The sequence below is a fragment of the Mariprofundus ferrooxydans PV-1 genome, assembly GCF_000153765.1.
Classification (GTDB): domain Bacteria; phylum Pseudomonadota; class Zetaproteobacteria; order Mariprofundales; family Mariprofundaceae; genus Mariprofundus; species Mariprofundus ferrooxydans.
Map to the genome: position 1 here is coordinate 1,176,927 of NZ_DS022295.1, position 22,012 is coordinate 1,198,938.

Sequence of the window (22,012 nt, forward strand, 5' to 3'; positions counted from 1 at the left end):
TACAAATGTACGCTATCCTTCGCCCATGCGAATCAACCGAGATAATGAGCACCTCAACACGCTGAAAGACTACTATGCAGAGCATAAGGTATTACCATCCTATGCAGGCATTGCTGAGTTGTTGGGCATGAAATCCAGAGCTTCCGTACAACAATTAGTCTCCCGCCTGAAGGAAAATGGATATCTCGACAACAAGGTACCACGCCGCCTTGTACCAACCTCCAAGTTCCTTGAACGCCCCCTTGTAGGCTCCGCCCCAGCAGGCTTCCCTTCGCCTGCTGAAGAGGCTCTGGGTGATGCTATCAGCATTGATGATTATCTGGTGGAACATCCATCAGCTACTGTGTTAGTGCAGGTTGATGGCGATTCAATGATAGGTGCAGGCATTAACAGCGGCGACATCATGATTGTACGCAGAGAATCAAGACCACGAGTGGACCGGATTATTGTCGCTATTGTCGATGGTGATTTTACAATCAAATATTTACGCAAAGATAAGCAAGGCTACTTCTTAGAGCCTGCCAACCCTGCGTATCCCATCATCCGACCAGATAATGATTTGCAAATGTATGGAGTCGTTGTTGGACAATTCCGCAAATATGATGAGTAACTGGCCCAACGCCATTGCCCATGTTGATGCTGATTGCTTCTATGCTTCCTGTGAACTGGTTCGCCGACCAGAACTAAGAGGCAAACCACTCTGCGTCCTATCCAGCCAGGATGCATGCATCGTAGCCAAGACCTATGATGCGAAGGCGGCAGGCATTAAAACTGGCATGCCGGTGTGGGAAGCCAAAAAACTAATGCCCCATGCCTCTTACTTGTCTGCTGATTTTCGCTTTTATGGCTTACTATCTGAAAAGATGTTTTCAATTTTGAGCCGATTTTCCCCTGATATTGAAGTCTATTCCATTGATGAAGGTTTCCTTGATTTAAATGGTACTCAGGCGCTTTGGAAAAAGGATTATCAAGGTATTGCTCATGACATCCGGAGAACCGTTCATCGAGAAGTAGGCATTACTGTTTCGGTCGGCATTTCTGTTACACGGATTCTGGCTAAAATGGCATCGGAATATAATAAACCCAACGGCGTAGCCATTGTTCCACAGCATATGATTAAGATGTTTTTGGAACGCTCTGAGCTATCTGACATATGCGGCATTGGACGAAACAGGCTGGCGACATTGAACAAGTTCAACATTCAAACGCCGGTAGATTTTGTGAATACGGATGTATCCATCATCAAACGTCTGCTGGGCAAATCTGGAACTGACCTCTGGCATGAGCTTCAGGGCATCTCAATCATGGGCTTAGAAACACACCCCCAACTTCCCAAGAGCATATCCAGAACCGCAAGCATGGGAGAGGTCACATCCGACCGGCAAACTATTGCTGCCCATCTGACTCGTCATGCCTTCCGTCTGGCAACGGAACTGGTATTGAAGAAGTACCTCACAAAGCGAATCACTGTTTTCCTCAAACAAAAGGACTTCAATGCTGTATCCGCTAAGGCTGACTTTAGCTACCCAACAAACAATTATTTCCAACTCAGCCGCGCCGTCCGCAACATGCTTAACGACCTCTACCAGACCGGCGAGCTATACCGTGCCTGCGGTATTACCGCTCAACAAATCACCCGCTCTGAAGATGCTGTTCCTGACTTGTTTGGTAAGGTGAAACGGGATGAGAAACAGGCTGACCTGTTTCTTACTGTTGATAGGATTAATAAGCGCTATGGGGCTGGGGCTGTGAAGATGGCTGGGGCTTTTGATAAGACTGGGTTGGGCGGACGGGTTAGGTTTATGTATCCGTTGCTTGTGGCGAGGTGATATTGTTTTCTTGTAGATACTTCAAGACTACAGAAAGCTTAGTAAACAACAGAACTTTTTCATTTTTATGATATTCGATTAATATGCCTAATAACTTACCATTGCATTTTGCATTAGGTTTATAACTCTCTGGATTTGCCATGCCCTCTATAAGAAAAAGTCCACCTCCACTAACCCCTTTTGGTGATACTGAATTTACAGTATTATTTTCTTCATCCTTAGAATGATTACTACAATAATCCAATAAGTAATGATAGGCAGGATTAGCTGATAAACTTCTATATAAGAAGTCATCAGTTTTTAAAACTGAAGTATAAACAAATGGCTCTTGTTTCACTTTCATATTCGTGTTGTTACACCTTTTATTCCTCGAATTTGGAAACCCTAAGGCCAAACAACATCGCTCATTTGGAGGTAAATCAGTTACCTGAAATTGATGTTCATCAAGATATTCAACTTGCCCCATTTTTTGGATAGTTTCATCTGAAAGAAGCAATAATGCAAAGTCAAGCTTGTCCATTCGCCTATTACCATTAGGAGCCACAGTCAAACTACAATGACCAGTTAAGCTCACTAGGCTTCTTTCACCACTAATATATAAGGTTGTTAATTCATTATGGTCCATCACATGAGCAGCCGTCAGTAGTATTTTATTACTTCCATAACTTATTAGAACCCCTGAGCCAATATGAGAAGGCTTGCCATACTTAGTACTTCCATAAATTGAACGAACAGACTTCAAGAACTGCTTGGCTAATTCCTTACTACATTCGTTCATCCTATCAAAAGTAGCCTCAGCAACAGTTTTAATTTTTCCGGTACTCAAAAAAATAACACCTTAGAATTCTCTTTCAACCAGCCCTTAGCCTCTCCATAATCCGGAACCACCTTCCCAACTTCTCTCCAAAACTCCGGCGAATGATTATGGTGAATCAAATGACACAGCTCATGCACAACCACATAATCCACAATCCGATTCGGAGCCATAATGATTCGCCAGTTATACTGGATATGCCCATCACTGGAACAACTCCCCCAGCGTGACTTAAAGCTCTTAATCCCGACCGAGGCAAAATGCACTCCCATCTGCTTAGCAAAGCGATTGCTCTTCTCTTTCAGCTTCTTCTCGGCATGTTCACGATACCACCCTTCAAGAAGCTTCTTAGTCCTTATTGGATTCAGCGGCTCAGGGGTTACTACCATCAAGTAGCCCTGTACAAGCTTCACAGAAACAGGCGAACCTTTAATAACCTTCAGACGGTAATTCTTGCCAAGGTATGAGAATGATTCTCCGCTGACGTATTCCTTCGGCTTAACAGCCATGACTTGGCTATGTAAAAGAAGCTTTTCTTTTATCCAGCGGTTCTTCTTGGCTATGACCTCTTCGATGCGGGATGTTGACAGTCCAGCAGGGGCAACCACCGAGACCTTTCCTGCCTCCACTTTTATGGTTGCAGTCTTACGGCGGTTAGCTCTAATCACCTCAGCGAGAAAGCCATTACCCTGAATGAATTCAGCAACTGCACTCATTTTCCGAACTTCACCTTAGCCAGCTCCATAAACCTATCCATCACAGCTTTCCGAAGCTCAGCATCATCAAATGAAGTCTCAATAACCCGTCGTTTGATTTTCTTTTTCACAGAACTTATTTCATTCTGCTTATTAAAGAAATCCACAATGGCAGTCGCCTCATCAAGCATTACCACTAAATCTTTCGTTACCTGAATCACCTCATCATGAGTAGCTTCATCAATGGACTCATTGCCGGTTACACGAGCCACTTCTGATACCAGTATATTATGGAAGGCATATTCAGTCTGAGATAACCCAATATCCTCAGCCTCTTTCTTGTGATTAATCTCAATCGAATCTCTGAACTCAAGAAGCAACTGAACCAACTCATCCCAATGCTCTTTATGTTGCTCAACAATTGCCTTCAACCGTTCACTGAGTTTCTTATAATATTCAGCATCCTCTTCAAGGTTCACATTGATATGGTGTTTGATGGCATTCTCAATCTCTGATGCCTTGGCTCGAGATGATTTATGTTCTTGAAGCTTCTCTTTGAAATTTGCTGCCAACAAATCAATCGGAGGAATCTTAACATCAACGCCAACAGCTCGAAGATGCTCATCGATGAGTTTCCTGACCTTCTCTCCGCACCCCGAAATATCGAGTTGCTCATCACGATATAGGTTCCGTGCTCCCTGATTGACCTTACCAAGGAACACCAAGTCCTTCAGGAACGGTTTTGCTGCTGCATCCGGCATGATGATATCCATTTCCTTAGCAAACTTCTTAAAATCGATTTCAAACTGCTGCCGCCGTGTTTCATCTTCTAAATGCAAAATGCATTCATCGATATCGGCTTTATCCACACCTTTGAAGTGTCCCATCACACGGGTATGCATCTGCTTCAGTTTTGGTATCTCGTCCTTGAGGTCTTTCAACGCCCCTTCAATATCTTCAGAGGAAAACATTTCAAGTGCTTCGGTCAAATAATCACTCAATCCATAATAATCCACGATGAAACCACGAGACTTGCCAGCATAGGTTCGATTCACTCTGGCGATAGCCTGCAACAAGTTATGCTCAGTCAGCTTCCTGTCCAGATACATCACCTGACAGATAGGTGCATCAAATCCTGTCAGAAGCATATCCTTCACTACCAATATTGAGATGGCGCTCTCAGCCAGTGGTTTCTTAAATGCCTCAATCACCGTTTTTTGTTTATTCGAATCTGTATGTTTACTGAAGAACTCAGGGTCATTGTGATTGCCTGAGATAATTACTTCAGTCTGAGGTCCATCGAGTTCATCAAGCGTCTGCTTGTACAACACTGCTGCACGGCGGGAACTGGTAACAATCATCGCCTTAAAGCCATTGGGTTGAATATGTTCTCTGTAATGTTCAAGGATATCGATACAAATCCATCTGATACGCTGAGGAGCCTCCAGCACTGCCGATAGCGTGCCGAACTTCTTCTTGATTGCAAATTTCTCATCATCGGTTTTATCGTGAAAATAAGCATCAAAGAGCTTATCCAAAGAGTCGCCTGTTACCTTGGTTCTTGCTTCCCGTCCTTCGTAAAGAATCTGAACCGTTGCACCGTCAGCAACAGCCTGCTCAATGGTATAGGTGTCGATATAGCTACCGAATTCGTTGTTGGTCTTCTGGGAGGCAATCAACGGTGTGCCAGTAAATGCAATCTTCGCTGCCTTGGGAAGAGCAGCATTCAGAGCTACACCCAATGCGCCGTATTGCGTCCTATGAGCCTCATCTGCCAATACCACAATCTTCTCTGACGCATTCAGCTCAGGAAAGTTGAAATCATCCTCTTCCTGTAATTTTTGCATCATTGCGGTTATCAGGTCAGAGCTGTCTTTCTGTAACAACTCCTTGAGATGTGCCACGCTCTTAGCTCGATACACGGTTTCACCCTGAACACGTTCAAAGGTTGCAGTAAGCTGACTATCAAGCTGCGTCCGGTCGGTCATAAACACCAGCTTATAATCCTTCAGTTCAGCATCTCTGCGCATCTTTACCGCAAGGAAAACCATCGTCAGAGACTTGCCAGAACCTTGGGTATGCCAGACCACACCTCCACGTTCTTTCTTCGTCTTCCCTGTCTTAATGCGTTCAATCGTTTTATGCACAGCACGGAACTGCTGGTACCGAGCAATCTTCTTGATGACTTTGCCATCGGTTGGCTCAAATACGGTGAAGTTCTGGATGATATCGAGGAAGTTTTTCTTATTAAAAAGTCCACTAATCAGGACTTCCTGAGACGATAGGGAATCATCTACCTTCAGTGGATAGGCATCTTTCCATTCCAGATAATGTTCCATGCGGGAACTGATGGTTCCAACACGGGCTTTATCTCTATGAGTGGAGACCATCATCTGATTATACCAGAATAGCTTCTCAGCACCTTCATCCTCATGTGGCATACGGCGATTGGCATAACGCAGAAGCTGATTGATGCCTGCTTCCATTGGATTGGTGATGTATGGTGACTTGCACTCAATTACTGTCAGCGGAAGCCCATTCACGAATAGAATGATGTCTGGAATGATGTTCTGGTTGATGCCTTCAACCTTGAACTGATTCGAGCAAATAAATTCATTGTTTTCGATATTATCAAAATCGATGATTTTAACCGTCTGCCCACGGCGACCTTTCCCCAAATCCTGCTCGACTGACTGGTACTGAACCATGGCTTCCCAGATGGACTGATTAGCTTCCATCAGCGTGGCTGCCTGAGGCAAAATGATGTCCCGCATCACCTTGCGAAGGTTATCGTCGCTTATCCAAGGGTTGATGCGCTTCAGTGAGGTTTCGAGCTGGTTCTTGAGAACCACTTCACGCATGGAATCACGTTCATCGGATTCGTCGGTAAGCATCCGGCCATCAATGTAGCGCCAGCCGAGGGACTGGAGTTGTTCAATTGCAGGGAGTTCTACTTTTTCGTATTCGAGCGAATTCATTTATTCTGACTCAACTTGGATATCGAATGCTTGCTGAATCAATTCCATTACATAGTCCATGTCAGTGCTTGTCTCCAGAGCGACCTCAACATCTCCATTTCCCCAACGGCCAAGATTAGAGATGTCCCGACAAATTCCTTCAGGGTCAATTATACTTTCGAAGTCGATATTTAATGACAGCCTTAGTTTTGATTTCTGGGGAACAACATCCACAAAGTTTGTTTGGGATTTGAACGCAATATATAACTTCTTAAATTCTACTCTTACGCTTGGGTCAATATTTAGCACACGCTTCTCAAGGTGCTCATATAGAGCAAGCATATCTCCCTTCAAATGCTCATATTGTTCCAAGGTATAGGTTTGAGTTTCTCTACCCGTCTTAACTTCTTTAAACCTTGCAAGCGATTGCTCATCAATGTCTGGATAAGTCCAAATACTTGCAGCCATTGCCGCTAAACTTGAAGCTCTTCGTGTTATGGCATCCTTATTCCATACATCCTCTTTTCTTACTGAGTCATTGAGGGTCAAAGGGCTGTGGTTAAATCCACCTTTAATCGTTCGCTTCTCACTAAATGGGCGGTCACTCAATTCTGAGTTGTATCCAGTAAGTGTTAAATTTCCGATGGTGTGAAGATATTTTTCATGGACTGAACGCCAATCTTCTCCCAATTCTTGTTGCCACTGTGGCGATACGTTTTCATTTTGAGGCATTATGTGTTCAATCGTGTAGTTATCCGCCTGAACAAGCTCTTTACGTTTATAGTTCTCTAATGATTCAAGCAAATAGTTCCTTAACCTGAAGTTATAAACATCCTTGAGCATAAACTCTTCTTCAAACTCAGAGTCTGTCGGGAATCTTCTATAGCTGTCCATTAATACGAATGCAGCTTTGATGGATTCAAGATAGTTTTCGACTTTCACCTTCTTATACAGAGAAGCAAATGTCTTGTTCAGGCTATTCGTTGGGATTCCACATATTGCCCTTCTAAACACGTAGTTTTTCACTATTTGCAATATCTCAATAAGTTCAGATTTCTCTATATGCCCATTTTTATAGTCGTGGTAACAAGCAATTAGGAATGGGTAGGCAACATCCATTTTTAATTTTGATATTTCTTTAAATAGAGCCAGTAACTCTTGGTCCTTTTCAGTATGTAAGACCATCTGAGTGTAATATTGAGAGAATGTATATAAGTCACGCACTGCATCAGAAATTGATGCTGGACCATTTTCGCCCTTTAAGAAATCCTTGTACGCTTCGTATATATGTTCGATTTTTGGTATCTCGTTCTTCTTCATGGTTAGGTAATCCCTGAAAAACCATTTCAACCAGTCAATTTTATCTCCAAATAGTTTCTCCATTGGATACCAATATTTTTCATACAGCTCTGTTTGCACAGATACTGGTTGACCCATCAAGATATAGTTTCTTATCAAATCTGCTTGAGACAAATCTAACCCAGTGGAATTCAAGCTCTCAAAAATTAACTGCGGGTCATCCTTGTCTCTTTCAAGTATTACATCGACAATGATAAGTTTCTTTATGCCATGATATACTTGTTCTATATTCTCTTTTGTTAGCTTCTTTTTAAAGAACTCGTAATTCTCAACTACCCTTGAAGAATCATCAGAGGAGACTTCCATTTCATTCACAATAGCTGAATAAGTTTCTTTATCCCTTCTGGTTAACAGGAGCTTATATTTGCTGTCATCTTTCTTATGCCTATTTACGAGGTAAGACTCTTGAATTTCTTCCCATGACTCCTCTTCAATCAGGTCATCATCGTGTTTTTTCAAGAAGTGAATGAGAGCCAACAGAAGTAGTGAAACTGTTGTCAAACGTTGTTGACCATCAATAACCAAATATTCTGGAACACTGGTAGTCGGTGCAACACTTGGTTGAAAATAAACAACAGAACCGATGAAGTGGGACTTTTGTTCAGCATTCCCACCAACCATCAATATATCATCAAATAGTTGCTGGCATTGTTTCAACTTCCATGAATAAGTTCTTTGGTAAATTGGTATATTGAATTGTTTTTTTCCATCCAACAGCGATAAGAAAGCCGCTTGATTAGCAATCATCTAACTCCCTCCAGTTCAATCCCATAACATTTCTGCTCCTCTCTCCAGCTCCCTCTTACCACATGACTTGCAGGCATATCTTTCAAGCACCAGCACATTCTCATCGACAACTTCAAGAGGAGTCCTACATTTACCGCACCGAAAAGCCACCTCAAAAGCCTTTCCGTCATCATATTCTAGATGCACATAAAAGCGTTCATGCAGCGTATTACAATTCGGACATGCGTAGAGCCGGTGCTCAAACTCACCGTCCATAACATGGTGGTTTTCCAAGATATCTACAACCTTATTTCTGGCCGCTCCCTTCAGACATGAAATCACATTCATAAGAGAGTTATACTGCATACCAACACCAAGCATAAAGCTCTCACCATAATCACAGTTCTTGCACTCAACACAAAGCCCATGTCCCATAGCTATTTCATGCCCCAAAACTCATCATCGCTCCAACCCTCCGGAAACCCCATATATTGAATCGGAATGTCCGGATGGTTACCCAGCAACTCAATTAATCGCTTGCTCCAGCTTGAGTGTGGATTAATGCGCTTCATCAACGCTTCCACCATGCACAAGTATGCATATACCTTCTGCCTGTCTCCCACGTCATGACTAACCCATGGAATATTCGGGTTCCGAGGTATATCGAATCGGTAAATCAGTTTTCGGTTCCACAACCTTCCGTGATGGGCGCAAATATTTCTAAGCAGGCAAATAGGTTTGAACCATGAGAGCAACAACCTGACCGGAATACCCAAGCTATTGGCAATGCGGTATCGGGCATCTTTAACTGTTTTGTTGTTGGCATCCATGTTAAAAAAGATGCGTTCGATTTCACCAACAGTCATTGCTTCAACCAGTTTCCAGCTTGGCGGTAATGAATCATAGGTTTCCCTATGGTGCTTCATAAATACTTCGTGAGACTTGTTACAGAGCTTTTCGATGCGTGACATCTCTTTGGCATGGTTAAATCGATAGGAGTCTTTAAACAAGGAAGGGTCGGCATACCAGTTTGGTCCGGCACCAATGGAGAACTCATATGCTATTGTGCCACGTAGCGCCACTTCAATCCGCTCAATGGCATCCATAACCAGCAGGCGGAGTTCTCTGTCGAAAGTGTACAGCTTGAGTACATCATCGAAAGTTGTGCCATCTTGAAACTGATGCTCTGTGGATTCTGAAACTTGTAGGGTTCGAGCGTAAATGCTTAGTCGATAATAACTGATGTAACGAAGGTAATGAGCTGCCCGTTCTCTGTCAGGAACGGATAAACCACGGTTAATTAGCAGGTCAATCTGCTCATCAATGGTAAGAGCTGGCTTATCGTAGGCTTGTTTTTCAGGCATAAAAAAACCCGCCAAAAATGCGCTTCAGGGAGAGGCGAGGCGGGTGTTGATGCCCCGCATTATAGTTGACTGGTGTTAACATTTCAATATCTATATTGTCCATCATTTACTTTCTTTTTGCTTTTCAAGTGCCTTAAGGCGCTCTTCAAGCTGTTTGATAATCTTTTCCAGAGCTGCATTCGATTTTGTTAAGTTTGAAATTTCATCTCGTTGGTGATTAATTAACGCAACTGTTTCAGATTGAGTCATGGCAGAATAGTCGATACTTTTTCCTAATAACTCTATTTCTTTAGCAGCTTGAGACTCTCTTCGACTCAATCCTGAATTAATGCCAACCAATTTTTCTGAAATTTCTTCAGAATACTTTTTCAAAAGTTCTTGCTGAATATTTCCAGCCTGAATATCACTCCAGATTGTATATATTGAAAGTGAAATCACTACTACAGTAAAAAAGATACTCCACTTTGAAAACTTTGATGCACTATCTCCAGATGATTTTATCTCATTTGCAATCTGCACCTGATTGCTATTTGCCTCTGCCATAAATTCAGCCGACTGCGTAGAAGTATCAATTAGCAAATCAAGTCGTTCGGCTAAGTCTTTGAAGGGTTTAGCTCTTTTCTCTTCTTCCAGTTGATATAACTCTTGCTGTCGCAGTATTAATTCATTGCTTAAATCTTTAGGTTGGACTGCAATTTTTGGCAACTGCGAGGCTCTTCTAATTCGCTCAACCGATGCCTTTAAAGAGTCTCCCATGTGAAGTGTTTCAGATAAGGTTTCAGTTAATTTTGAAGAAAAGTTTGAAGCTCCAGAAAACTTTTTCCATATCGCCTCGATTTGTTTATTACGTTTCTCATGGTCGATTACTGATAAGCGGTAAAGGTAAGACACGTTGCTTTCATTATCTTCTTTAGGATGCTCAACATTGCCGAACACACGCATACCTGTTTCTGCATCAGTTTCTTCTTTTTTGTATAGACGTTCATTATGCTTGAGATAAACAGAAGCTATTTCTTCCAATTCTTCAACAGATAACATATCAATATCTGATTTTGTAAGCGTTGGTTTATTTGGTTTTGATTTATCATTATCAAGAGAGTTTTCTCTATGGCATAAATACCTGAACAAAACCCTCACATAAGCTTCCGACTCAATATTTTCAATCCCATCAGCAAGGTCCTCGCTAATGCCTGTTAAGTCACTCACTGACACATCTGGAAATAAAAATACTTTTCCTATTGCAGTATCGATACTACCAATAGGCTTTTGCCTTATAAGCTTAATTAACGACTTCTTTTTACTCATGCAAACTATGTCCCCATGGGAGTAGCAATTATCTTCATAAGCCTTTGCTGCTCGTCGGGTGTTAACTTCTTAGAGATAGTGTGCATGTACTCTCTAATATCTTTAAGGTAATTACTTATATTAATCACTTGGTCTTTACCATTATCTTCACCAAGCCTACGACAAGTTACAACAACATCATACACAGCTCCACGCGTGATATCACCTATCGCCCCCTCAAACTTTTTAGGTAAAGTACTATCGAGAACCAAATGGAAATTTTCCTTATCTCCAAAATCAAAAAGAGCTTCAGCTATTATATTCCGACCTACCCAATCAAGTCCTGCATTCTGAAATTGTTTTTGCCTGGCTGTTAACACTTCATTACAAATGACATTAATTTCTATTAGAAAAGTCATTTTCAAATTCGTAGCTACGTTTGCATTGATAATTGTAAACCTAAGAAAAAAAAGACCGTCAACATCTCCCCAGTCAACAGCCCAATCCACATACCCTTCGTCACCAGAAAATCTGCTTTGGTTTGGATTTGAGACCTTTGCTACTGCTTCCAAAATTGAGTGCAGACCTGCATCAAAATCGACCCTCAAATCTGCATACATTTTATCACGAAGAAATAATGGGATTTCACAATCTTCTAAAAGCACAGGTAGAACAACTACTCGTTTCTCTTCAAGCTCTCTAATTAGACCTACACTTAGCTCTTTTTTACACCACTCAGACTCTACTGATGCTTTTGACAGAACAATTAGAAGCGCATCGGATTCTGTTATGGCTTCTTGGACTCTCTGAATTAATGAGTCACCAACACTCAGCTCCCATCTATCCACCCATACCTGAGCATTTCTTTTAACCATATTTCCTGCAAGTAAATCAACTCTATCTTTATCTGCATGCGAATAGCTAATAAATATGGTCATCTGTTAAACCATAACCCTTACTTTACCTGTTAACAGGTCTTGCATCAGGGATTTTTTTAAAGACTTGATATGCATTAATTTCAATTGTTTTGCACCTACTGCATTATCAATTGAGTCCAATATGGACGAAATATTTTTTTGCTCATCCAATGGTGGAAATGCAATTTCCACCCCCTCAATCTGTCCACCACTGATATTAGGTTGTGCTCCTCCAATCGCATCTATCAAGAGCTTCTCAGTAAAAGATGAAGAGCTTACGACGTGATGGATATAACTCATCTCAACCATTCCTTTTGATACAAACTTACCAACACGTTGATTGAGGTATGCTTTTTCCCTGAAGTTATATCTCCCAACTTTGCCTGTTGTCGCTCCAGACATTGCTATTAGACTATCTGAATGACTGACCTCAAAAGCTTCCGAAATATTTATTTCATCATGAAATGCAGCATTAGACAAATCTACATCGCCTGACTTAGAAATATTTGATATCCGAACTACTGGTACACCTTTATCTGTAAAGTTTTCACTCTTAAATGCATACCCACCTTGAAGCTTTACATATTTGCCAAGCCTAACCACCTCCCACCCCTTCGGAATCATCCCAACAGGGCTGTCCTTGAACTCAGTATGCCCGATTCCTTTGGTAAGCAGCTCCTGCATCATGGCTTTCTTCAGGTCTTGGAGCTTGGATATTTGGGCTTCCTGTTTCTCTATTACTTCGTCTACGGAGGTTAGGATGGAAGCGATTTTCTTTTGTTCGGGGAGAGGGGGGAGTAGAAGTTTTATTGCTTTTACGTTAGTACTTGAAATTTCTTGGAACGTACTACCAGCAGACATCTTCTCTAATTCAGGCCTAACAAACAATATTAATTGATAAAGATACTCGTTATAGACTTTTTCCCTGCACTTCAAAGATTGAAACCCTTGGTTTGTTGTCATAGGTACAGAATTTATTGCAGGGTATCCGATACTTGCCCTGCTGGTCATTAAAACTGTCCCGACAGGGAGTAATTTAGCGGAACTCCTTGCCAACCCTTCATCCGAGATATATTCCTTTGTTTTTTCGATATATCGACCAGAAAGGGATGTTACTTCTGTTGGAGAGACCCAAGGAATGCAACCATTCCAAAAGTCCGACCTTGACCGTTCGGGGGTTCCTCCACCAACGACATCGCAAATATCTTCAATTCGATATTTTTTCCACCCTTCAGGAATCATTACTGAACTCCTCTAACAGGGAAGCTGCTAAGGCCTCCACTTCGGACAACTTCATCTCAGCCCGTTCTAATGTTTTAGAGTCAATTGTCTTAGGGTCCGCCCAATATTTTCCTTTAAGCATACATTTCCTTGCCAAGTCCTTTAATCCCAAGTCTTCGAGCTTAAATGATAGCCTTGTCCACTCCATAGATAAGCCTTCTTCACGTTCATAGGACTTACCTTCCTGCTCTGCCTGTCGTAAATACAATGTTGTTTTTCGGATAGCAGTAATTACAGCCCGAATAGCCTCCTTGGACTCTTCCTTTCTGCTTTCCTTCGCTCTCCTCAGGTTGGTAAGCCACTTTTTTGCATGGCTGATAATTGATAACCATTCACTGGCGCTTAGCTCTAATACAGGCATCAGTACCCAAGCTCCTGCAAATACCCCTTCATCACGCTTTCAGCCTCATCCACCTCAGCATCCAGTTCCTTCAAACTCACCTTGTACTTATCCCACCAGCGCTCAATCTGAGCGATAACCTTCTGGTCATCCAGTCCAACAAACTCCCGAATAGATTCTTTGCTCTCAATCTCAGGCTTAAACTCGTAGTAGTCATCATCTCTTCGATTAAATACCACAGATACATCAAACCCATCCAGTATCTCTTCCTGAATATATTCATCCTCAACTTCACGAACGGGAATACCGCCATGCAGGATGGCTCTAACATCGTAGATTTCTGGTGGCGGTGACGTATCAGCATAGCGACGGATATTCAGGTTAAAATCATTCTCCTCAATCTCTGACAGAGTAGCGATATGAGAATAACGCTTAATCTCTTCATAGTTCTCAAACGTCGCAGTAATTTTGGCAATATCCTCATCTCTGAGCTTGTTCTGGTTCTTGCCCTCTTCATACTCCAGCTCAGCATTGATGAATAACACCTTGCCCTTACGCTCATCTGCCTTTTGTTTGTTAATTATCAACAGACACGCTGGAATTCCTGTGCCATAGAACAAGCCTGAAGGCAGTCCAATCACAGCTTCCAGCAAATCATCTTGGAGGATGCCCTTGCGAATAGCCTTCTCACTGGAGCCACGGAATAACACGCCATGAGGCATGACCACACCCATCTTTCCCTCTGCATTCAGAGAGGCAATCATGTGTTGAACGAATGCAAGGTCTCCAGCGTCCTTAGGCGGTGTGCCATATGGAAAACGACCATAGGCATCATTATCGGCTTCATCCTTACCCCATTTCTTCAGAGAGAAAGGAGGATTGGCTATTACTCTGTCGAAATGCATCAGTTCGCCATGCTGAATATGTGCAGGGTCTCTAAGCGTATCTCCCTTGCGTATGTCCGCATTGAATACGCCATGCAGGAACATATTCATCTTGCAGATTGCCCATGTGTTCAGGTTCATTTCCTGACCATATAGGGCAAGGTCACGGGGGTTCTCACCATGAGATGCCAGATAGTTGCGTGTCTGAATCAGCATGCCACCTGAACCAACGGTCGGGTCATAGACTCTCATGCCAGCTTCCGGCTTCAGGAGTGACACCAAGAGACGCACGACCTCGCTCGGTGTATAGAACTCTCCTCCTTTCTTACCCGCTGAATCGGCAAACATTTTGATAAGGTATTCGTATGCGGTTCCGAGCAGGTCCGGCTTTTCAAAGTCTTCATTTCGGAGGCGGTATTTGCTGTAGTGGGAAATCAGGTCACGTAGCTTTTTATCGGAAAGCTTGTTCTTAATATTGAAGTCGATGGAGACCAGCACGCCTTCCAAGGTGGTGTTCGCTTCTTCAATCGCCTCAGTAGCTTTGTTTAATTCTGCACCAATATCGTGATGTAGGTCCTTCAGATAGCTCCAGCGTGCCCGCTCCGGCACAAAGAAGGTGTTGTCATACTCATCCTCGTCCTGAGCCAATTCCTCAGCCTGAGCTTGTGTTTTGCCAACGCTAAGATAGTGAGCAACAACCTTTTCCTGTTCTTCTTCAAATGCATCAGAAAGGCGCTTCAGGAACAGCATACCAAAGATATAATCCTTGAACTCACTGGCATCCATATTGCCACGAAGAATATCTGCTGTTTCCCACAGGAATGATTCAAGCTGTTGAAGTGTAATCTTACTCAATGGATGACCTCCCAATCGTCCGCAACAGGTTACCCTTTATTTTTTATTCGGGAAGAATTTTGATTTAAATTTGAAGCAAGGGTGTGTTCATTATGGCATTTGTCAGCATCAATGAAGATGGATTGCATCAAATATAAATCATTCAGGCAGTCCTGAGGCGAAGCTCTTCGTTCCGAATGATAAAGAAAAATGGAATCCGCCGGATATTTGCATAACCTTCCTCTCACACTTCAGGGAGGAGCGTTGGCTTATGAATAGTGAAGAGTTATTTGGTTTCAAATTTAATTGGTTAGAGCCAAAAATTTCTACCTCATATCCATATAATGAATCGCATCCTCTTTTCGCCGCAGCCCAACAAGTAGCAAGACTGTCAGTAAAACATCTCCCAAAAGGTTTTACCTATAAGGATGTGCTTCGCACGAATGAAGCAACGGCCAATATAGTAAATGGCCTAACATCAAACAAAGATAATGAATATTGGAAAAGTAAGAGTAAGGAACTTCCTTTTGACATAGCTCTTGTATGTGAAGCAATAAAAAGAATCGAAAAATCTATTCTTCTTTTTGACCGAATGGCCATTAGTTTTGCATGGCAGGAAATGTCTCAGGCAAATCTAATAATTGGCAAGGTTATTGGTTTTCATGATAAAGAGCTTCCTGATAAATTCAGTTTGGAATTCTATCAGGAGAACGGCTCAATAGGTGGCAAGATTTCAAAGGGTAATCGGTCTCCATTTAGAGACAAAGCATGCAAAGAAATCCAAGCCATTATAGAAAAAAGACACCTGTGGAATGATGGACATAGCGCATCGAGTCTTACTCGCCTTTTTTGGCCTGAATTACATGAAGTAAAAAAACAACAGAGTGGGTCTTGGCTTGGTATATCGTATGCAGATATTGTATATGCTCAAATTGGACGAAGAACCATCTATGATTGCATCAGTGAGACAAATCCAAATTAGCAGCAGGACATTAAGCAAACGACCTCTATTTCATTGTTTGTAGCATAGGGGGTACGCTACAAAATCCTGACTCAAGGCTCCTCCAGCCCATAATTGCTCCTATCAATCGCAGTTAATCTGCTTATAGGAGCAAAAGTTATGACCCCATTAATAATTGCAAATAATGGCGTAAATATCTCATACACGAATTATTTTGACATTGAGCAAGGAAAGGCAGTATATGTCTATTTAAGTTGTAATGCAGGAGCTATCAGACTACTTCTTCCTGATTTACAAATGAATTTGCTGAATAAAATTCAGTCAACAGAGCATGTAGTCATTTCGAGAGGGGCATACCCATCAATAGGTAAACATGACTTTATAGAGATAATGTTTGAAGACTATACAGGTTCTCCTTATGCAATACATACTGAGGTTTCTCAATGTGATTTCTTGCCTGCAAATAGAGACTCTGGACGAGAATTTGAATTTAGTATTTGGACAGCCTCAGGAAAGCAAAGAACGCTTCCATGTTTTTTACGCTTAGTAAAAAAACTCCCTTGCTTAAAGCCATTTCCTATACATAAAAGGAAAAAACATTATACAGATAACATCTGAATGTTTTCACCCCGAATCTCAAAGTTATAACACTTTTTCACTACTAATTGGAGGCATATAATGAAACAGACACGTCAACAAAAACATTTACTTGAGATTTCTCAAAAATATCCTAATGCATGGAAACACATGGATATGTTCAGAAACAGCCAAGGTAAAGATGGTATCCCAACGTGGCCCAATTGGTGTTTTGCCCCAATGGCTGCATCGGCTGCAATTGTTACGAAAGGCTCAATGTTATCTAGTTTATTTGCCGTACAAGATTATAGTATATTGAGTGCTTTATCTGCATGGCGCTCAACGCAAGGTATTTATAGATTTGACCCAGACACATATCAATCTATAAAGAATTCCAAGATTGATGAAATACCGGTTGATATATTTTACCAGTTACCAGAATGGTGTGTATATATTGAAACACCTGATTCTCAATGGATGGGAAAGAAAATGTATGGCTTTTACGCTCATTTAGAATGGGATGTAAATAGTAATGGTGCAAGACATGAACTAAGGTTACTTATCGATACCGATGATGAGCTTCTTTCTGTGCCGCTCCATCTTATAAAAGGAACAATAAATAATTCATTGAATTCAGTTAAATCTGAAGCCATAAAACAAGGAGATGCTCATGGATTAGGAATGATAAATAAATTCATACCAACAAACTTCTATGATTTCATGGCGATGAATGTTGAACCTTTGTTATCTCTAATTATGTACATTTGTTCCAGTGATGCAGATATTATTAACCCTAGAAACCCAACGATGAAACCGCAGAACCCTTCTCCTAAGAAGACACGCAGAAAAGGTAAAAAAACTTTCGCTGCAAAAAAAACCACCATTTGGGAAACAGGGTTCAACCTAGGAAAAGTAATTAGAAATTACAATAAACAGTCCTCAAAAATAAAGGGTACGAAAAGACCACATGTGAGACGTGCACACTGGCACCATTACTGGCAAATTGAAAATTCAAAAACGGGTCGAAAGAAGCTAATAGCAAAATGGCTACCCCCAACTCTTGTTGCATTCAAGCAATCTGAAGAGTTAAAACCTACTATAAGAAAGGTAGCAACATGAAATTTTAGAAACTTGAAATCGAAGTTTCGTTGAAAATAGGCCGGGAGAAAACCTCCCAGCCTCCATTTATCTACACCCCCTTATTAAAATACAAAAAATTTCAGCTTTGCTTCTAATACAGCTACTGCCGCACTTCAGACCAGTCACGTCGCGCCAGATTCAGTTCGACTAGCTTGACGGAAAACAACAAGAGTGGCTCTTGGTTTGATATATCGTATGCAGATATTGTATATGCTCAAATTGGACAAAGAACCACCTATGATTGCATCAATGAGACAAGTCCAAATTAGCAGCAGGACATCAAGCAAACGACCTCTGTCTCATTGTTTGCAGCATAGGGGGTACGCTACAAAATCCTGACCCAAGGCTCCTCCAGCCCATAATTGCTCCTATCAATCGTAGTTAATCTGCTTATAGGAGCAAAAGTTATGACCCCATTAATAATTGAAAATGATTGCGTAAATATCTCAAAAAAGGAGGAGTTTCAGTCATGAGCGTTGAGTTTTCTAACCCCGAATTTCTGCAAGCAACCACACCAGATGGAACTGCCAGAACTTGGTACGCAAGATTCAATGTGAAGTTTGGTAACCAGACATTAAAAGCATTAGCTCGCACACCAGAAATGCAGCTTGACGATAAAGGGATTCCTATTCCAGAAGGCGCAAGCTCATCACCATTTAAGGATGATTGGATTCTCATTGATAGTGATTCGACTGATAATACCATAGATATCTATAATGCACTTTTTAGTAATATTTATGAAAATCAATATGGAGAATTACTACCATATGCAGCAGATGGTTTTAGTCTTGGCGAATGGCTGGAAAACGAACTTAAAAAAACATGTCTTTATCCAGTTTCCGACACTAAAGATTCGGTTTATGCCACATCACATGGGAATTGCGATAAAACTCCAGAAGAATCTATACAGAAACGAAGTCAACAAGAAATTGATAGGTCTAACATCTTGTCTGGACTTAGGGGCGTATACAACAAACACAAAAAATATCACAATCAACTTCCTGCGGAATTAAATAGTTGGTACTGCTACTTAACAGATTGTGGGCATTCAATACTTGCTATTCTTTCTAGACATGAAGATGAGGCATTCTCAGAAAAAGGAAAAGAAGGTGACTTTTTGTGCCCCATGCCTGTAAAAGCAGTTTTGGGATATTATCGAATTAGGAATGGCTATATCGTAGTTGATAATCCCAATTTGAGCTATGACCCAATATTGGGATTAATTGGACCAGATGCACTCGATGAGTTCTAACCTGGTACAGAAAGGCCGACCAAAAGTCAGCCTTTCCTCTTCAATTCATCAATCACGTCAAGAATAGTCTCATCGTCTGGACTATAAGACTCTCCTCCAATGGTGACATTTCCGAAGACCTTGTGGATTGGTAGAACTGATATCCAGCAGCTATCTGGTATCTCATATACAGGCTCCCAGTGCTTGGGGTTTACGTCGAGAATGATAATCTCATCTTCTGAGTATCCTGCATCAATGATTCTGTCGAATGATTTGCATCTTGTACGGTGGACGATGCCTTCAACATTATACCTACCATCAGATGGCGGCACGCATTCATCAACACCCCAGATGAATTCGAACGTGTCTGGGGTCAGCTTATCACCATAGATGCGCTGGAGGGCATCCTGAATGAATTCTGGAGAAGATTCTGACCAGAGGGCGACTCGGAAGTTATCATGACAGAAGTTGAGGAATTCATTGAGATGAGGGCGGAGGAATACTGGGTAGGATGTCATGCCGGTGCCAAATCTGTAGCTGGGTTCATACCATGGCTTCACGCCTCCGAAGGCTCTGCATAATAGGACATCTTCAGGGACGATAACCAATAGCTTCTTGTTTTTATTTTGCATTGCGTCTCCGAAATTCGATTGTGATTAGCAGGCATGCAACCCACAGGATGGAGGTTATTATGCTGGGGAACAACCTGCTGTCTGAGAAGCCGATATCAACTGCAATCTCAGTTATTGTTGGCTGCATTAATAGTGCTACTGCCATGATGATGTAGTTTATTTTATTCATTAATCGTTGCCTCTGGGGACCACTATCCTCCCATTGCCCTGAATGTTATCTGAGAGGAGAGATTGAGCTGCTGCACCTGCTGCACGCATGCTGATTCGATGTGCTGCGGTAAATTTGTTGCTATTTATGAATTTTTTGTCACCTGCTGCACATGCAGTACGGTTTTACATATGATAAAAATTAGTCAAATAACAATTAGCTAATGCCTTTTCTCTCCCCCTGTTATCACAAGCTCTGCCATCAGGGGAGATAGTGGTTCATAAGCTCATGCATAAAATAATACACATTTGATGCCATCTCTGTTTTAGCATTCTATATAAATCTACAGAGACCTATAGAAACGTGCTGCATGTGCTGCATATCGCTTAATCCTATATATCACAACGCATTCAACCGCTGCACGTATAAAAACATATGGTGCTGCGGGTGCTGCACATCAGATATTAATTACCTTCATTCCATCAAAGGCATCATTTTCAGAGCCATTGCAATCAGAATAACCTCTTGGGTTACAAACAACCCTTGTTCCCATAACAGCATAATCAAAACTATCATGCGTATGGCCATGCACCCACAAAGCAATGTTATCTCCCATCAACCATTCCAGAGAGGTGACATAGCAATCTTTCTGAGGGTGCTTATCATACTTCTGGTGAACACTGCTCAACGAAGGAGCATGGTGGCTAATGACTACGGTTTTACCGCCATATGAGTTGCTTAGTTCCCGCTCGAGCCATTCAACATTCTGCGAATGAATACGCTGCAATGAATCAACTGAAAAATAACCATCATCCACATCCCAATCCATCATGATATTCTGGTCACATGGCAATAGCTGGCTCGCCCCAGTCCATAGCGTTGTGCCCAAAAACCTCACACCACCAATAACAACAGAATTATTATCCAGAACCCTGACATTCGACCCTTCCACCGCTGCCTTCATCATCGCCATATGCTCATCCATGGTAAACACAGAATCATGATATTCATGGTTGCCAGCTACATACACTACCGGCAAATCAAAGCTCTCCTTGGCCCACAGAATACCTTCAACACCAACACCGATATCTCCCGCCAGAACAACAACATCAGCCTCAACATCAGGCACATCGAAATCCCCATCCTCAAGATGAATATCCGACAACACTCGTATCCTAATCATCAGATAAACCCCATTCGCTGCTTAACATTTTTCTCACTCTCTTTCGGCAAATCTTCGGTGGTTAGGAATACCTTCTTCCCATCCTTCTTAACCCTGACAGCAGCATTCGCAAGGGCGGTCTCAAGAGATGCTTTGATTCGCCTAATTGAGACCGATTCTTGGGTCGATAAAGCTTGAACAACATCAGCGTTTATTTCTGTTGTGAACACCTCCTGTAGCTCATGTTGTAACACTGTTTGGCGGAATATATGCGGAATGATTTTCAGCAAATCCTTCTTGCTGGGTGCATTAACCTGAAGCACCGTAAAACGGTCCAGAATCGCTGTATCCATGCACGCCGTATCATTACTGGTACCAAACCAGTTAATCATGCTTGCATCCATCTCAACGCCAACGAACTCATCTGTGAACTTTTTGGCGTTATTTTTCTCAAGTAAGCCAAAAAGAGCACCAGTAAAGCTATGCCTATCATTGTCATCGCCGGTTTTATCCAGCTCATCCAGCAGCACAAATGGGTTAGGACAACGCTCGTCAGCAAGCACAGCATGTATCTTTCCGGCCTTACCATTCCCCCAACCGGCGCTTAATCCAGTCAGGTCAAAACCATTCGTGGCCGAGGCGCATGAAACGGATACAAACTTAGTTTCAAAGCTCTCAGCGAGTTCAAGCATGAACGAACTCTTCCCGCAACCGGCAGGACCATTAAGCAACAAGTTGGCTCCAAAGTTCAGAATAGGATGCTTCTTCAGAGCATTAAGCCGCATCCGATTCCGGAGGAAATCAGTAACATTCCCAAAATGCGGATACTTCAGTTCAAGCGCATTCAGGATACCCTCGTAACCATCCGGCTGAGCGAC

Annotated in this window: 20 protein-coding genes; 6 read left to right on the forward strand and 14 right to left on the reverse strand. The window is 42.0% G+C overall.

The features are described 5' to 3' along the window. Positions 1-25: 25 nt before the first annotated feature. Positions 26-610 (forward strand): LexA family protein, encoded by a 585-nt coding sequence (locus SPV1_RS12315; protein ID WP_009851555.1) that lies wholly within the window; start codon positions 26-28, stop codon positions 608-610. Beyond that, positions 582-1,829, forward strand: a complete 1,248-nt coding sequence (locus SPV1_RS12320; RefSeq protein WP_231288397.1) for a DNA polymerase Y family protein — start codon at positions 582-584, stop codon at positions 1,827-1,829. The genes SPV1_RS12315 and SPV1_RS12320 overlap by 29 nt, the downstream gene beginning before the upstream one ends. On the opposite strand, the gene SPV1_RS14400 is transcribed toward SPV1_RS12320, so the two are convergent. The 11 genes from SPV1_RS14400 to SPV1_RS12370 form a co-directional block, all read right to left on the reverse strand. Then, positions 1,801-2,655: a trypsin-like serine protease gene (locus SPV1_RS14400; RefSeq protein ID WP_155806675.1), complete on the reverse strand. Its 855-nt coding sequence runs from the start codon at positions 2,653-2,655 to the stop codon at positions 1,801-1,803. The genes SPV1_RS12320 and SPV1_RS14400 overlap by 29 nt on opposite strands. Continuing rightward, entirely contained in the window at positions 2,652-3,359 is a 708-nt protein-coding gene (locus tag SPV1_RS12325) for a M48 family metallopeptidase (protein WP_009851557.1), read from the reverse strand. The genes SPV1_RS14400 and SPV1_RS12325 overlap by 4 nt, the downstream gene beginning before the upstream one ends. Further along, positions 3,356-6,316, reverse strand: coding sequence for a type I restriction endonuclease subunit R (locus SPV1_RS12330; protein ID WP_009851558.1), 2,961 nt, complete (start codon positions 6,314-6,316; stop codon positions 3,356-3,358). The genes SPV1_RS12325 and SPV1_RS12330 overlap by 4 nt, the downstream gene beginning before the upstream one ends. After that, on the reverse strand, positions 6,317-8,401 hold the full coding sequence (locus tag SPV1_RS12335; protein ID WP_009851559.1) for a DUF262 and DUF1524 domain-containing protein: 2,085 nt from the start codon (positions 8,399-8,401) through the stop codon (positions 6,317-6,319). It lies immediately after the preceding gene. 15 nt (positions 8,402-8,416) lie between these two features. After that, positions 8,417-8,833: a hypothetical protein gene (locus SPV1_RS14040; RefSeq protein ID WP_155806677.1), complete on the reverse strand. Its 417-nt coding sequence runs from the start codon at positions 8,831-8,833 to the stop codon at positions 8,417-8,419. Continuing rightward, complete coding sequence (locus SPV1_RS12345) at positions 8,818-9,744, reverse strand: Abi family protein (RefSeq protein ID WP_009851561.1); 927 nt, start codon at positions 9,742-9,744, stop codon at positions 8,818-8,820. Before SPV1_RS12345 ends, SPV1_RS14040 begins: the two co-directional genes overlap by 16 nt. A gap of 102 nt (positions 9,745-9,846) precedes the next feature. Further along, positions 9,847-11,049, reverse strand: coding sequence for a hypothetical protein (locus tag SPV1_RS12350; protein WP_009851563.1), 1,203 nt, complete (start codon positions 11,047-11,049; stop codon positions 9,847-9,849). A gap of 5 nt (positions 11,050-11,054) precedes the next feature. After that, complete coding sequence (locus SPV1_RS12355; RefSeq protein ID WP_009851564.1) at positions 11,055-11,966, reverse strand: toll/interleukin-1 receptor domain-containing protein; 912 nt, start codon at positions 11,964-11,966, stop codon at positions 11,055-11,057. A 3-nt stretch (positions 11,967-11,969) separates the two neighbouring features. After that, positions 11,970-13,187 carry a restriction endonuclease subunit S gene (locus SPV1_RS12360; RefSeq protein ID WP_081442006.1) on the reverse strand — a complete coding sequence of 406 codons (1,218 nt, stop codon included), beginning with the start codon at positions 13,185-13,187 and terminating at the stop codon, positions 11,970-11,972. Then, positions 13,177-13,587, reverse strand: coding sequence for a hypothetical protein (locus SPV1_RS12365; RefSeq protein ID WP_009851566.1), 411 nt, complete (start codon positions 13,585-13,587; stop codon positions 13,177-13,179). The genes SPV1_RS12360 and SPV1_RS12365 overlap by 11 nt, the downstream gene beginning before the upstream one ends. Then, positions 13,587-15,305, reverse strand: coding sequence for a type I restriction-modification system subunit M (locus SPV1_RS12370; RefSeq protein ID WP_009851567.1), 1,719 nt, complete (start codon positions 15,303-15,305; stop codon positions 13,587-13,589). The genes SPV1_RS12365 and SPV1_RS12370 overlap by 1 nt, the downstream gene beginning before the upstream one ends. Before the next feature lie 250 nt (positions 15,306-15,555). On the opposite strand from SPV1_RS12370, the gene SPV1_RS12375 reads away from it, so the two are divergent. The 4 genes from SPV1_RS12375 to SPV1_RS14410 all read left to right on the forward strand — a co-directional run bounded on the left by SPV1_RS12375 (position 15,556) and on the right by SPV1_RS14410 (position 19,213). Beyond that, the gene (locus tag SPV1_RS12375) at positions 15,556-16,266 is read left to right on the forward strand and encodes a hypothetical protein (protein ID WP_009851568.1); all 711 of its coding nucleotides are present in this window, start codon (positions 15,556-15,558) and stop codon (positions 16,264-16,266) included. A gap of 138 nt (positions 16,267-16,404) precedes the next feature. Further along, positions 16,405-16,863 (forward strand): hypothetical protein, encoded by a 459-nt coding sequence (locus SPV1_RS14405; protein ID WP_155806679.1) that lies wholly within the window; start codon positions 16,405-16,407, stop codon positions 16,861-16,863. Between the two features lie 60 nt (positions 16,864-16,923). After that, positions 16,924-17,940 carry an AcrVA2 family anti-CRISPR protein gene (locus SPV1_RS12380; RefSeq protein WP_009851569.1) on the forward strand — a complete coding sequence of 339 codons (1,017 nt, stop codon included), beginning with the start codon at positions 16,924-16,926 and terminating at the stop codon, positions 17,938-17,940. Positions 17,941-18,430: 490 nt separating this feature from the next. Next, on the forward strand, positions 18,431-19,213 hold the full coding sequence (locus SPV1_RS14410; RefSeq protein ID WP_155806681.1) for a hypothetical protein: 783 nt from the start codon (positions 18,431-18,433) through the stop codon (positions 19,211-19,213). A gap of 26 nt (positions 19,214-19,239) precedes the next feature. Here the strand turns inward: SPV1_RS14410 and SPV1_RS12390 are convergent, their stop codons facing one another. The 3 genes from SPV1_RS12390 to SPV1_RS12400 form a co-directional block, all read right to left on the reverse strand. Continuing rightward, positions 19,240-19,824 carry an NIF family HAD-type phosphatase gene (locus SPV1_RS12390; protein WP_009851571.1) on the reverse strand — a complete coding sequence of 195 codons (585 nt, stop codon included), beginning with the start codon at positions 19,822-19,824 and terminating at the stop codon, positions 19,240-19,242. Between the two features lie 605 nt (positions 19,825-20,429). Continuing rightward, the gene (locus tag SPV1_RS12395) at positions 20,430-21,140 is read right to left on the reverse strand and encodes a metallophosphoesterase (RefSeq protein WP_407942779.1); all 711 of its coding nucleotides are present in this window, start codon (positions 21,138-21,140) and stop codon (positions 20,430-20,432) included. Positions 21,141-21,154: 14 nt separating this feature from the next. Beyond that, a partial coding sequence (locus SPV1_RS12400; RefSeq protein ID WP_009851574.1) for an AAA family ATPase occupies positions 21,155-22,012 on the reverse strand: 858 nt, incomplete at its 5' end.